14 protein-coding genes and 2 tRNA genes are annotated in these 13,133 nt (G+C 60.5%); 10 read left to right on the top strand and 6 right to left on the bottom strand.

Annotated elements, in window-relative coordinates; all coding sequences use genetic code 11:
• The first annotated feature begins 165 nt into the window (after window positions 1-165).
• The 5 genes from HWY30_RS16600 to HWY30_RS16580 all read left to right on the top strand — a co-directional run bounded on the left by HWY30_RS16600 (window position 166) and on the right by HWY30_RS16580 (window position 5,124).
• On the top strand, window positions 166-1,089 hold the full coding sequence (locus HWY30_RS16600; RefSeq protein WP_090801455.1) for a YicC/YloC family endoribonuclease: 924 nt from the start codon (window positions 166-168) through the stop codon (window positions 1,087-1,089).
• Between the two features lie 19 nt (window positions 1,090-1,108).
• Window positions 1,109-1,792, top strand: a complete 684-nt coding sequence (gene gmk, locus HWY30_RS16595; RefSeq protein ID WP_090801453.1) for a guanylate kinase — start codon at window positions 1,109-1,111, stop codon at window positions 1,790-1,792.
• Between the two features lie 60 nt (window positions 1,793-1,852).
• Complete coding sequence (gene rpoZ / locus HWY30_RS16590) at window positions 1,853-2,056, top strand: DNA-directed RNA polymerase subunit omega (RefSeq protein WP_008921215.1); 204 nt, start codon at window positions 1,853-1,855, stop codon at window positions 2,054-2,056.
• 98 nt (window positions 2,057-2,154) lie between these two features.
• Entirely contained in the window at window positions 2,155-4,515 is a 2,361-nt protein-coding gene (locus HWY30_RS16585; RefSeq protein WP_090801451.1) for a RelA/SpoT family protein, read from the top strand.
• Between the two features lie 123 nt (window positions 4,516-4,638).
• Window positions 4,639-5,124 (top strand): phage protein NinX family protein, encoded by a 486-nt coding sequence (locus HWY30_RS16580; protein WP_090801449.1) that lies wholly within the window; start codon window positions 4,639-4,641, stop codon window positions 5,122-5,124.
• Window positions 5,125-5,198: 74 nt separating this feature from the next.
• Here the strand turns inward: HWY30_RS16580 and HWY30_RS16575 are convergent.
• Together HWY30_RS16575 and HWY30_RS16570 are read right to left on the bottom strand one after the other, a co-directional pair.
• Window positions 5,199-5,275 (bottom strand) — tRNA-Arg (locus HWY30_RS16575).
• Window positions 5,276-5,349: 74 nt separating this feature from the next.
• Window positions 5,350-5,426: transfer RNA gene (locus tag HWY30_RS16570), tRNA-Arg, on the bottom strand.
• Between the two features lie 123 nt (window positions 5,427-5,549).
• On the opposite strand from HWY30_RS16570, the gene greB reads away from it, so the two are divergent.
• Window positions 5,550-6,119, top strand: coding sequence for a transcription elongation factor GreB (gene greB, locus HWY30_RS16565; protein ID WP_090805426.1), 570 nt, complete (start codon window positions 5,550-5,552; stop codon window positions 6,117-6,119).
• A gap of 134 nt (window positions 6,120-6,253) precedes the next feature.
• On the opposite strand, the gene HWY30_RS16560 is transcribed toward greB, so the two are convergent.
• Window positions 6,254-7,423 (bottom strand): porin, encoded by a 1,170-nt coding sequence (locus tag HWY30_RS16560; RefSeq protein WP_090801447.1) that lies wholly within the window; start codon window positions 7,421-7,423, stop codon window positions 6,254-6,256.
• 525 nt (window positions 7,424-7,948) lie between these two features.
• Window positions 7,949-8,197, bottom strand: coding sequence for a hypothetical protein (locus tag HWY30_RS16555; RefSeq protein ID WP_090805424.1), 249 nt, complete (start codon window positions 8,195-8,197; stop codon window positions 7,949-7,951).
• A gap of 389 nt (window positions 8,198-8,586) precedes the next feature.
• Between HWY30_RS16555 and HWY30_RS16550 the strand changes: the two genes are divergently transcribed.
• Together HWY30_RS16550 and HWY30_RS16545 are read left to right on the top strand one after the other, a co-directional pair.
• A complete protein-coding gene (locus HWY30_RS16550) occupies window positions 8,587-8,790 on the top strand; it encodes a cold-shock protein (RefSeq protein WP_090801445.1) in 204 nt (67 codons plus the stop codon).
• A 331-nt stretch (window positions 8,791-9,121) separates the two neighbouring features.
• Window positions 9,122-10,270: an exonuclease domain-containing protein gene (locus tag HWY30_RS16545; RefSeq protein ID WP_090801444.1), complete on the top strand. Its 1,149-nt coding sequence runs from the start codon at window positions 9,122-9,124 to the stop codon at window positions 10,268-10,270.
• 38 nt (window positions 10,271-10,308) lie between these two features.
• On the opposite strand, the gene HWY30_RS16540 is transcribed toward HWY30_RS16545, so the two are convergent.
• On the bottom strand, window positions 10,309-10,905 hold the full coding sequence (locus HWY30_RS16540; RefSeq protein ID WP_090801442.1) for a chorismate mutase: 597 nt from the start codon (window positions 10,903-10,905) through the stop codon (window positions 10,309-10,311).
• Window positions 10,906-11,182: 277 nt separating this feature from the next.
• Window positions 11,183-11,332, bottom strand: a complete 150-nt coding sequence (locus HWY30_RS16535) for a hypothetical protein (RefSeq protein WP_018421453.1) — start codon at window positions 11,330-11,332, stop codon at window positions 11,183-11,185.
• Window positions 11,333-11,996: 664 nt separating this feature from the next.
• Between HWY30_RS16535 and HWY30_RS16530 the strand changes: the two genes are divergently transcribed.
• Window positions 11,997-12,248 (top strand): hypothetical protein, encoded by a 252-nt coding sequence (locus HWY30_RS16530; RefSeq protein ID WP_090801440.1) that lies wholly within the window; start codon window positions 11,997-11,999, stop codon window positions 12,246-12,248.
• Between the two features lie 663 nt (window positions 12,249-12,911).
• On the top strand, window positions 12,912-13,133 hold a 222-nt coding region (locus HWY30_RS41070), incomplete at its 3' end, for a hypothetical protein (protein WP_208524316.1).

The raw sequence follows: 13,133 nt of genomic DNA, 5'->3' as shown, positions 1-13,133 counted from the left end.
AGGAAAAACGCTAATTTTACCGCCGATCGGATAGGGCGGTTGCCCATACGGATGGCTGCGACAAAAATGGGATAATGCCGATTCCCCGCCCCGCGTCTCGTACACGCCGGGCGATCCGCTTCTCAGGCCATCGTCTACCGCATGGCCCCAATCGCGAGAAATACGATGATCTACAGCATGACTGGCTATGCGAGCGCCACGCGCGAACTCGTGGCAGCCTCGGGCACGGGTGGCGTCAGCGTGTCGGTCGAATTGCGCACGGTGAACTCGCGCTTTCTCGATCTGAACTTCCGCATGCCGGAAGACGTGCGCGTCGTCGAACCGACGCTGCGCGAGATGCTGATGAACAAGCTGTCGCGCGGCAAGGTCGACATTCGCGTGAATCTGCAGCGCAGCGAGCAGTCGGCGAACGCGGGCGCGATCAACCGCGACGCGCTCGCGCAACTCGCGCAGCTGGAACGCACGGTGCTCGGCACGTTTCCTGAAGCGGGCCGTCTGCGCACCGGCGAAATTCTGCGCTGGCCGGGCGTGCTCGCCGAAAGCGGCATCGCGCCCGAGACGCTGCGCGAAGCGGTGCTCGGATGCGGCAAGCAGGCGATCGCGGACCTGATCGACGTGCGCGCGCGTGAAGGCGCGCAACTCGCGACGATGCTGCTCGCCAACGTCACCGAAATGGAGACGATCGTCGTGAAGATCACCCCGCTCGTGCCCGAACTGATTGCGCGACATCAGCAGAAAATCGTCGAGCGTCTGCAGGAAGCGCTCGGCATCGCCGCGCCGGATGCGGCCGTGACGATCGTATCGCGCGAAGAGATCAACGAGCGGATTCGCCAGGAAGTGACGATGTACGGCATTCGCATCGACATCGCCGAAGAGCTGTCGCGCCTCACCGCGCACCTGAACGAAACGCGTCACGTGATCGAGAAGGGCGGCAAGGTCGGCAAGCGGCTCGACTTCATGATGCAGGAGCTGAACCGCGAAGCGAACACGCTCGGTTCGAAGGCGGCGGCGAAGGAACTCGCGGATTCGTCGATGACGCTGAAGCTCTTGATCGAACAGATGCGCGAGCAGGTACAGAATCTCGAATAAGGCTGGAGCACCACACATCATGACCGACCACCATCCACGCGAAACCGGCGCGGCGCGCCATTCGTACGCCGGCGCGTATCCCGGCAACCTGTTCATGGTCGTCGCGCCGTCGGGCGCGGGCAAGTCGACGCTCGTGAACGCGCTGCTCGCGAGCGACGACGCGATCCGTCTGTCGATCTCCTACACGACGCGCCCGCCGCGTCCGAAGGAGCAGGACGGCGAGCACTATCACTTCACGAGCGTCGAAGATTTCATGCAGCGTCACGACGCGGGCGAGTTTCTCGAAAGCGCGGAAGTGCACGGCAACTATTACGGCACGTCGCGCGTGTGGATCGAGGAGCAGATGAAAAACGGCCATGACGTGCTGCTCGAAATCGACTGGCAGGGTGCGCAGCAGGTGAAGAAGCAATTCAACAACGCGGTGGAGATCTTCATTCTGCCGCCGTCGCTCGAAGCGCTCGAAGAGCGTCTGAAAAAGCGCGGCCAGGACGAGCCGAACGTAATCACGCGACGCTTGCTCGCGGCGGGCGGCGAGATCGCGCACGCGGCCGAAGCGGAGTACGTCGTGATCAACGAGAACTTCGATCGCGCGCTGGCGGAGTTGCAGTGCCTCGTCGGCGCGACGCGCTCGCGCTTCGCGTCGCAGTACGCGCGTCACACGCAGCTTTTCATGCAGCTCGGCATCCACCTGCCGCACGCGTGAGCGCGGCGTGGTGTCAAGCACATAAGGTAGAATAAGCAACATACTGAGAAGGAACCCAACATGGCCCGCATTACCGTCGAAGACTGCCTCAAACAGATCCCGAACCGTTTCGAACTCGCGCTTGCCGCAACCTATCGCGCGCGTCAGCTCGCTCAAGGCCACACGCCGAAAATCGAAAGCCGCGACAAGCCCACCGTCCTCGCGCTGCGTGAAATCGCATCGGGTCAGGTCGGCGTCGAAATGCTGAAGAAGGTGCCGGTCTAAGGCGCAAGGATTTTCGTTTTCGACTTGCCGGTATTCGCCACACCGGATTGCTCAACGTGCAGAACTGTGTCCAACCCTGACCGCTACCGGAGGCGACCATGAGTGCTACCCCGCCCACCGCCACGGAAGCGGAGCACGACACCGACTCGCCGTCCTCTGCACGCAAGTACATCGACGCGGTCCTCGAGCAATCGTTTCGCCATCTGTTCGGGCCGACCGCCACGCCGGAGCAGCCGCGCCGGCATGATGTCGTCTCCATCGCCAATCTGACGTCTGCGCTGTCCGGCTATCTGCAGCCGGAAGAGATCAAGGACATCAAGGCGGCGTTCCACTTCAGCGACGAAGCCCACCTCGGCCAGTATCGCCAGAGCGGCGAGCCCTACATCACGCATCCGGTCGCCGTCGCGGAAATCTGCGCGGGCTGGAATCTCGACGCCCAGGCGATCATGGCGGCGCTGCTGCACGACGTGATGGAAGACCAGGGCGTGACCAAGGCAGAGCTCGCCGAGCGCTTCGGCGCGAAGGTCGCGGAACTGGTCGACGGGTTGTCCAAGCTGGACAAGATGGAGTTTCGCAATCGCGAGGAAGCGCAAGCGGAGAATTTCCGCAAGATGCTGCTCGCGATGGCGCGCGACGTGCGCGTAATCCTCGTGAAGCTCGCCGACCGGCTGCACAACATGCGCACGCTCGGCGCGGTGCCGTCGGAGAAACGTCGCCGTGTCGCGCGCGAAACGCTAGACATTTACGCGCCGATCGCTCACCGGCTCGGCCTGAATAATACCTATCGCGAGCTGCAGGACCTGAGTTTCGCGAACTTCAACCCGCACCGTTACGCGACACTCGAAAAAGCCGTGAAGGCGGCGCGCGGCAATCGTCGCGAGGTGGTCGGCAAGATTCTCGAATCGGTGCAGCGCGCGATTGCGGACGCGAAGCTCGACGCCGAAGTCACCGGTCGCGAGAAAACCATCTTCAGCATTTACAAGAAGATGCGCGACAAGCAGCTGTCGTTTTCGCAGGTGCTCGACGTGTATGGTTTTCGCGTGGTCGTCGAGAGCGCGCTCGAGTGTTATACCTGCATCGGCGCGTTGCATGCGCTTTTCAAGCCTGTTCCGGGCAAGTTCAAGGATTACATCGCGATCCCGAAGGTGAACGGCTATCAGTCGCTGCACACCACGCTCGTCGGCCCGTTCGGCGCACCGATCGAGTTTCAGGTGCGCACACGCAAGATGCACGAGATCGCCGAGGCGGGCGTTGCCGCGCACTGGCTGTACAAGAACGGCAGCGCGGATCTGAACGACGTGCAGAAGCGTGCGCACCAGTGGCTGAAGTCGCTGCTCGACATTCAGAGCGAAGCGGGCGATTCGAGCGAATTCCTCGAGCACGTGAAGATCGACCTGTTCCCGGATGCGGTCTACGTGTTCACGCCGAAGTCGAAGATCATGGCGCTGCCGCGCGGCGCCACCGCGCTCGACTTCGCGTACTCGATCCACAGCGACCTCGGCAACCAGTGCGTCGCGGTGAAGATCAACAACGAGCTGTTGCCGTTGCGTACCGAGCTGAAGAGCGGCGACATCGTCGAAGTCATCACGGCGCCGTATTCGAAGCCGAACCCCGCATGGCTCGGCTTCGTGCGCAGCGGCAAGGCGCGCTCGGCGATCCGTCATTATCTGAAGACGATGCGTCTGAACGAGTCGGTGCAGCTCGGCGAGCGTCTCGTCGATCAGGCGTTGAAGGGCTATGGCCTTGCGCTATCGGATGTGACACCGGAGGCGTGGGAAAAGCTCGTGCAGTGGACGGGCAACAAGAACCGTCAGGAAATTTTCGCGGACATCGGTCTCGGCCGGCGAGTCGCCGCGGTGATGGCCAAGCGCATCGAAGTGCTGATGAGCGGGCGCGACGCCGACGACGACGGCTCGCGCTCCGAGTCCGGTTCGACGCCGCACGCGCCGCCGGTCGTCATCACCGGTACCGAGGGCATGTCGGTGCAGCTGTCCGCGTGTTGCCGTCCGATTCCGGGCGACGACATCATGGGCTATATCGGCATCGGTCTCGGCATGGCGATTCATACCACCGACTGCCGCGTCGCGCAGCGTATCCACCGGCGCGATCCGGGCCGCTGGATCGACGTCGCTTGGGCACCGCAGCCGGGGCGGCTGTTCGATGTCGCGGTCAAGGTACTGGTCAAGAACACCAAGGGCGTGTTCGCCCGCGTAGCGGCCGACATCACATCGGCGGACGCGAACATCGTCCATATCGCGATGGACGAAGATCTGTCGCAGGAATCCACGATTCTGCGCTTCGTGATCCAGGTCAGCGACCGGGTGCATCTGGCCAATGTGATGCGGCGCGTGCGCACGAATCCCGATGTGATGCGCATCACGCGTGAGCGGCCGAGTGAAGAGGGGCATCACCGCCACGACGGCGGCATGCGCATCGACCGCGAGCGCGCGGATTACTGAACGGCTTCCGGCTGGGCGTCGGCGCGGCTTGGACTGGCGCTTCACGCCAGTCAGGCATCTTTCGTGCGGCGGCTCAGGATACAACTCAAGGCTGGTCTCACCTGAACTCCAGGGGGAACGCAGATGAACGTGTCCGACCTCGCTGACGTGGCGCTCGATTACTGGGTGGCGCGCAGCCTGCACGACTTCGTGCGCGAAATCTACTTTACCGATAGTGGCGAGACTGTTGCGATCCGCGGCAACGATCGTGGTCGTCCGTGGGACGGGCGTTTCACGCCTTCCGCATCATGGGAGGCGGCTGCCGTTGTGCTCGAGCGCGCGATGCGGCTCGACGTGCGCGAGCAGAGCGATAAAGGGGCGGTATGCGTCGCTGAGTTCAAGGGCGGGCAGCGAGCCTCGGAGGGAATGGGCGACTCGCTGCGCATTGCTTTGCTGCGGGCGTTTGTCGTGAGCCGTTTCGGCGATACCGTCGACGACGTGCTGCGCGAGCGCCAAGCACTGACCGGCATGCGGACCGACACGATCAGCGAGCAAACGGTGGGCGGGGTCGTCGAGGACTTGCCGCACCCGGATGGGCAAATTGGGGATATCCAGTCGCCGCCGCGATGAGTTGCTGGCGCAAGGGCACGGCATGGTGCGCCAGAAAAAACAAAGGGCCTTCCGGTTGGAAGGCCCTTCATAGGTGGTGCGGCTGGCAGGATTCGAACCCACGACCCCTTGGTTCGTAGCCAAGTACTCTATCCAACTGAGCTACAGCCGCACGCAAAACGGTGATGCTTACTATAAAAACTGATGAAACCTGAGAGCTCCCTGTAAGGGCGCTCTCGAATAAGGTGGCGCGGCTGGCAGGATTCGAACCCACGACCCCTTGGTTCGTAGCCAAGTACTCTATCCAACTGAGCTACAGCCGCACACAGAAACGAGATTATAGCCAACAGATCTGAAAAACGGAAGCCCATCACGGCGATTTGTGTCCCCGGCCCGATCGTGTAACCTTTTATGAGATTGTTGCTAGTTGCTGTTAATGGATGATTATGAACAAGGCCTTTGTCAAAGAGTCGAGCGAAGACAACGATGACGATCTCGACATCGCCCAGCCCGACGTGCCCGCAGGCACCAAAAACTACATGACTCCCGCCGGTCATCGGCGTATGCGTGATGAATTGCTGCATCTGATCGATGTCGAGCGGCCCGAGGTTGTCAAGCTCGTGTCGTGGGCGGCGTCGAACGGCGACCGCTCGGAGAATGGCGACTACATCTACGGCAAACGCCGTCTGCGGGAAATCGACCGGCGCATCCGTTTTCTGACCAAGCGGCTCGATCTAGCCGAGGTCGTCGATAGCAGCCGGCAGGAGAACGTCGACCAGGTGTTTTTTGGCGCGACGGTCGACTATGCGACCGAGGACGGCGAAGAGCATCAGGTGACGATCGTCGGTGTCGACGAGGTCGACCTGGACATCGGGCACGTAAGCTGGATTTCGCCCATTGCGCGTGCGCTGCTAAAGGCTAAAGTCGGCGATACGGTCATGCTATTCACGCCGGGCGGTCCGCAGTCGATCGACATTCTCGACGTCAAGTATCCGCTGCCTGATAGCGGCCGCTAGGCCTCTGGCGAGGACCTGGGCTCACGTGCACGCACGTGGGCCTGCGCACAAAGCGGCAAAAACCCACGTCGGCACGGACATAAAAAAAGGCGCCGCGAACGGCGCCTTCTCTACTGCCAGTCCTTGCGCAGTGCTTAGAAGCGGTGACGCAGACCTGCGGTCACAGCGACTTGCTTGTTGTTGCCCGAAGCACCGCCCACGCCATTGATGTAGGCGTTAACGATCGAGTCTTCGTTTGCTGCCTGATACACGCCTTGCAGATACACGTCGGTACGCTTGGACAATGCGTACGCGGTTTGCAGGTTGACCTGGTTCCAGTGCACGTGCGAGCTCGACAGGTTGGCGCGGGTGTACGTGTACGCGCCAGCGATGCTGATTGCCGGCGTCAGCGCGTAACGGGCGTTGGCTTCAAAGTTCTGGAACTGAGCGCTGTTGGTCGGGAAGCCGATGCCGCTCGTTATGCCCGATGCGGCCGCGCTGATACCTGCCAAGCCATGCAGGTTCGTCTGCGAGTACACGAGGCCGACCGTTGCCGGGCCGAACGCGTAGTTGGCGCCTGCGCCCCACGTTTGCTGACGCTGAGCGAAGAACGTGTTGTCGCCCGACACCGCGCCACCCGAGTTGAACGCAGCGGCTGCGCTGTTCGCGCCATTGCTGTTCAGTTGCATGTACGCAGCGGCAACGTTCAGGCCGCCCCAGTTATACGACGCGCCCGCACTGTAAGCGCGGTTGTTGGCGAAGCCGGCAGCCTGGTTCGAGAAGCCGTACAAGCCGCCAAACTTGAAGCCGCCGTAGTTCGCGCTCTGGAATTTGGCCGAATTGTTGATACGGAACGAGTTGTTCAAGTTGTCGTTGTCGAACGGGTGCGCGAACTGCGTGCCGCCGTACTGCGTGCCGGTCAGTGCCAGCGGGCCGACGTAGTCGACCATGCTGTCGTATTGACGGCCGAGGGTCACGGCACCGAACTGGTCGCTCGACAGACCGACGAAGGCCTGACGGCCGAACAGACGGCTGTTCTGCTTGAGCGTGCCGTCATTGATGCCGAAGCCGTTCTCCAACGTGAAGATGGCCTTCAGACCGCCGCCCAGATCTTCAGCGCCACGCAGGCCGAAACGGCTGCCGTTCACCGAGCCGCTCGTCATCGCCACGTTGGCGCCGTGCTGGTTACTACTCGGATTCGGATGCTGGTTGTTCGTATAAGTGATTCCGGCGTCGATCAGGCCATACAGGGTGACGCTACTTTGCGCGTGCGCTGCCGTTACGAAAACGCCCGACAGGGCAGCGACCATGAGTGTCTTCTTCATTGATATAACTCCAAGAGCGAGAGAGGTATAAAACCCTGGCTTAGGAGACCTTCACGCGAGCGCTGCGAGAAGCGGAATCCGCGTGAGAAGCGCGTTGACCACATCCGCGCCGGTTTCCGATTAGGCAGAGTTTAGAGAGACACTTCCGGGAGTTGGCGTTCCGATTCGCGCAATAAAGTATTACGCGAGGAGAAACGATCGCTAATCGCCATTCAAGCCTTATGGATAAAGGCTTTGCGTCGACTGGGCGGATTCGGCGTCTGAATTTTCCTAAAGCGCGTTGCTGATTCGCGACACCGAACGATGCGGAAAAACAACGGGAAGAAATGCGGGAAAACGATTGTTGTTGTGGCGGCAATAGACGATTGTTAATTATGTGAATAATCGAACTTGCATATGACCGCTATACTGTTATTTCTGCTTTCCGAAGCAGACTTTTTCGTTGACGAAAAAGATCTCCAAACCTTTGTCAGCGCGACCTTCCAGTCGCGCTTTTTTTATGGCGGACGAGTTTCGCGAATGTCTCTAATGAGCGGGCGCAGTACCTTCCGCGTCGTCCCAGTCCGCCTGCGCGGGCACGCTCCAGTCTTCCATCACATAACGGCGCGCATCCATTGGCGAGGAGAGCAGGTTCTGCCAGTGGTCTCCGTGCCACATCGGATCGAAGTCGAAAACGGTGCATGAATCCCCGATCTGTGCGGGCTGGTCTGATATGACCTTTGCGTGCGAATGAGTGAGCCAGGTGAAGAGACGGTGAATTTCCTTGGACAGCATGGCAACCTCCTGAAGCGCATCGCTACAACTGACTTCCATCATGCGAGTGAGGCGGCGCCGCAACAAGTCGGACAAACACTTACGAAAAGATAGACTTTGTTACATTTGTATTGCATATTTTCGCAAATTTTCCCGTTTGCGGACTCCGATTATTTTCGTTCAGGTAAATTTGACGCGCCGACCTATATCCGTGTAGTTTGAAGTCTTATCTTTTTATACGCTAAACGCATATGAAAAGTTTACTTGACGGTCATTCTCTGTTCCCCGTATAACGGCAAAGCCGAATTTGATTGGCTGTTTCTGCCTTGACCAGATATAGGCAATTGAATCGGGGTTGGATCGATTCAAGGGCAACGCCCGCTTTGGATAAATCACAGAGGAAACAGGAAATGGAAACTGGTATCGTCAAATGGTTCAACGATGCTAAGGGTTTTGGCTTCATTACGTCGGACGTGGGTGGCGAGGATCTGTTCGCGCACTTTTCGGAGATCCGCAGCGAGGGCTTCAAGTCGTTGAAGGAAAATCAGCGCGTGTCTTTTGAAGTCAAGACCAGCCCGAAGGGCAAGCAGGCGGCCAACATTCAGCCGCTGTAAATGCGCTGGGCTGGGCGCGCCGCCCGCGCAATCGGGAGCGAAAAACCCTCGCCGTCGCGCGAGGGTTTTTATTTTTATCTAGATGTCTCCCAGGTCGGATCTTCGGTAACTGCGTGGTTCAACAATACGCATTATTGTCGGAAGATAATCCATCGAAACGAATTGACTACGTCAGGATTAATGGTCTGGTTTAAGCGTCTGCGGGATTTCAGCGCAAAATCGACGGCCCATGCCGACGCAGTTTCCAGCTGCGCACGCGGCGCGGTCTGGATGCGCAACGTCCAACTGGTGCATACTTCCCGCAAATTCATGCGCCGGAATCCCTTGTCCCATGTCTGAACTGCTTTCGCCGGAACCGGCACTCGACTCACCCATCGTTTTCGTAGATCTCGAAACGACCGGCGGCTCCACGAGCGAGCACCGCATTACTGAGATTGGCGTCGTCGAAGTCGGGCTGGCCGGCGTCTCGCGCTGGAGCAGCCTGATCGACCCGCAGCAGCCGATTCCGTCGTTCATCCAACAGCTGACCGGCATCACGAACGACATGGTGCGCGGCGCACCGACGTTCGAGTCGATCGCGCCCGCGTTGTTCGAGCGTTTGAACGGCAAGCTGTTCGTCGCGCACAACGCGAATTTCGATCGCGGATTTTTACGCAGCGAATTTCGTCGCGCGGGAATCGCGTTCGATCCGGACGTGCTGTGCACGGTGCGGCTGTCGCGCGCGCTGTTTCCCGGCGAAAAGCGCCACGGTCTCGATGCGCTGGTCGAACGCCATGCGCTGGTGCCGTCCGACCGCCACCGCGCGCTCGCCGACGCCGATCTGATCTGGCAGTTCTGGCAGCGTCTGCCGACGCTCGTGCCGCTGGAAGCGCTGCGCGCGCAGATCGAGCGCACGACGCGTCGCTACCGGCTCGCCGGCGACATCACCGAAGATTTGCTCGACACCGCGCCGGCTGGCTGTGGCGTGTATGCGTTTTATGGCGAAGACGATGCGCCGCTGTATGTCGGTCGCAGCGTGCGCGTGCGTCAGCGGCTGCGCTCGCATCTGACTGGCGAGCGGCGTTCGTCGAAGGATATGCGGCTAGCGCAGCTCGTGCGACGCGTCGAATGGCACGCGACCGGCGGAGAACTCGGCGCGATGCTCGCGGAGGCGCAGTGGATCGCAACGCTGCGGCCGGGCCACAACCGCTTGCCGCGCGTGACGAAGAGCGATCCCGCGAACGCGCCGTGGCCGTTCGAGGGGCCCATCGTGTTCGAGGAGCGTGAGGACGCGCAGGGTATCTTCCACGTGGTCGATCGCTGGCGCTACCTCGGACACGCGTCCTCGCTCGTCGCGGCGGCGCAGCTGCATGCGTCGACGCTGGCTGGGTCGTTCGAACTCTCGACGTACCGTATCCTGCAAAGCCATCTGGCGCGAGGCCTGCGCGTGATGCCGTTGAGCGTGTCGCGTGACAGCCCTGAGTCGAGCATCGTCGCGTGACGTTTATGCGACGTGCGCGCGCCGTGGCGTTACCGGAATCAGCCGGTGGCGCCGACTCCGCCCGTCTCGCACACGTGACCGAGTGCGTGCGTCAACGCGCGCGAATGCGCAGAGTCATAGCGCGTCAGCGCCTTCCAGTTGGCCAGCGATTGCGCGACCCGCGACGGACAATCGTCCGCCGCGCGCAGCGGCTGCACGCGCGCCAGACTCGCCATCAACGACTGTGTCAGCTTGTCGAGCTGCGGTCGGGTGCTGGTTGCGAGATCGGGTGCGGGACCTTGCGGTGGCTGGGTGCGACGCCAGTTCGCGAAGAGCGCGTTCTGCACGTCTTTGCTCGCATCGATCTGATCCTGGAAGAACGCGCGGGCGAACGCCGGGTCGACGTTTGCCGCCGCGGCGCGCTTTTCCACCTCGGCGAGCAGTGCGTTTTCACGCGGCGTATCGGTGATCGGCTGGTGGTTCGCCCACTTCCAGCGTGCGACCGGTTCCGCGAGTGCAAGGCGCTGCGAAACCAGCGCGATCAGGCTCGTGAGCGCGGTGTCGTCACCGTCGGCGAGGGCGGGGGCGGGCGAGAAGGCGAAGGCGGCGGCGATGACGAGCGCGCATGACGCGCCGAAGCGATGCAAATGGTTCATGAGGTGGATATGGCCGGGCGGCCGTTGACGGAAAAACCAGAAGAATAAATGATGCGCCGCAACCTGCGAGCACCGGGTCGATTCACACGGATCGTCGGGGCGAAGTGGGCGAGAGAAGGACGCGCGTACACGCTCGAGCCGCGTGGCCAGTGCAACTGCTGTACTCAGGCGAGCTGATCCAACGTCATGACGGAGATGTCGGACGCGGAATGAGGACGCGAGTATTCGCTGCGCGTGAAATCGACGAGAGCGAATGCTGCGCCGCGCCAAGGAACCGTTACTTCGGATCGCACGACTTGCGTTGTTCGTCAAAGAAAGCGCGAACATGCTCGGGCAGCTCGGCTCCCAAAAACTCGACGGCCACAGGTTCCGGATCCGGGTAAAGAACTTTGTCCGGGGTCGGAATCTTCGGTGGTTTGGCATCCATGATCTTTCTCCTTTGCGAATCGATTATCGGCCTCGTTCCCTGCATCGCACCAGTGTCCGATGCGAGTCATACACACTCTGTTGCTTTAACGGCACAAGCCGACACACCAGCGGAGGGATTGAATAAAATTTATCGTCTGACTATTGCCTGCGTTTCGCGGTCTGTTTGATCCGCTTAATTGCCAGCGCGAAATCATCTCTTTCCCGCTCCTTCTGCCAGTCCCTCTCGAGCCTTGCCAGCCTATGTTTCAGCACGACCGATCGATATTTTCGCCGCGCTGCATCTAACGTTGTTGCATGACTAAAACGTGACAAACTTGTGCATTGCCGCATCGACAGGTTTTTCGCTTTTCCTGAACTGAACGTACGCAATTTGCCGATTGCATAACTTGCAGTCTAATTCTTTGTAAACGAACCATTCCCCATCGCGTTGACCGCGCAAAACACTATTTAAAGATTTGGTCATTAATCAACTGACTGACAGGGGTTGGCAAACACATTCCCGCATTGCCGTGACAAAAGAACCTCATTTGGTGACAAGTCATGCGCAGCGCACCGGGCCACCTATGATTGAAGCGACTACTGATGGCTCGACGTGCGCTGGCAGACGGACACGCGAGGCGCAGCGCGGATGATGACGTTCTTCATGTTCGGGAGAGGTCGCGATGGAAAACGCTGTCTACTGGAACGGACGTCAGGTTGGCCTGGAATGCACCGGCAGGATCTTGTGGTTCGCGTCGGCACCCGCGCAAGCGATAGCCGCATACGGCGCGCCACGCCAGCAGCCGAGCGCACAGGCCGATACCGTCGTTGCGCGCAACCTCGCGATGCCACGGTCGTACGACCCGCTCCACGTTCCCGACCAGGCTGGCCATGCGTTGCGCCACGACATCGCGCCGGACGCGGCGCAACGCTGACCGAAAACGGCTGTATCAGGCCCGAAGCGACTCGTCGGCGCACCCTCGAGACCTTACCGATCAAGTGGGGTGTTAGCGCACACACCGCGTTGCGGCGAACTTATACGATGCAATTGCCGGGCTGCCGTCGGCCTCTCACCCGTTGTCGGGTGAACCGGCAACCACACCCGCATCAGTCTGCAAACAGCCGATACCGAAGGCCGGCTGCGCGAGGAGGGTAGGCCTGTCTCGCAACATCGTTACATCAACACTATTTGCCGCTGGGAGCCGCGCATCGCGTGGCCGCACCTCTTTTACCTGGCGCTGCGTCGTGCTCACTTGCGTGATCGCCGGGCAATTCAATGGGAAAGATCTACGGCCTGACTGGACCGCGTGCGTTCGCGGCGTTGCTCGCCGTCGTTCATCACTTTGCCGACAACGAAGGGGGCTGCCACTGGGCATTGTGCAACTCATCGATAACTGGGTCTGGGGCGTTGACATCTTTTTCATGCTGCGCGGCTTCATCCTTGCCTATACGTATCTTCCTTCGCGAGCGACCGCGTTCGGCTGGGTCGACTATCGATCGTTTATCGTCAAGCGGTTTGCGCGCGTGTATCCGCTGTATCTGGTGACGTTTCTGGTGTTCGTCGGCCGATGTTTCGTCGCGAAGCGAGCTGGAACTTCGTGTCGTGGTCGATCAGCGCCGAATGGTTTGCCGTTCTGTTTCTGTTTTCGCTGTGCGCGAGAGTGCTGAGCCGGCTGTCGCGCGTGACTTTCGGTGTGATCGTGCTGGTGTGCTGGCTGACGTTGTGCGGTAAGCACCTCACGACGACCGTCGTAGACGACGGCGAGAAGCGACATCAAAGTGGTGCCCATCATTTTCGATTTGATGGACATCACTGTGAC

This window comes from Paraburkholderia tuberum STM678 (genome assembly GCF_902833905.1).
Taxonomy (GTDB): Bacteria; Pseudomonadota; Gammaproteobacteria; order Burkholderiales; family Burkholderiaceae; genus Paraburkholderia; species Paraburkholderia tuberum.
Note: the sequence above shows the minus strand (reverse complement) of the source record. Positions and strands in the feature narration are given on the sequence as shown.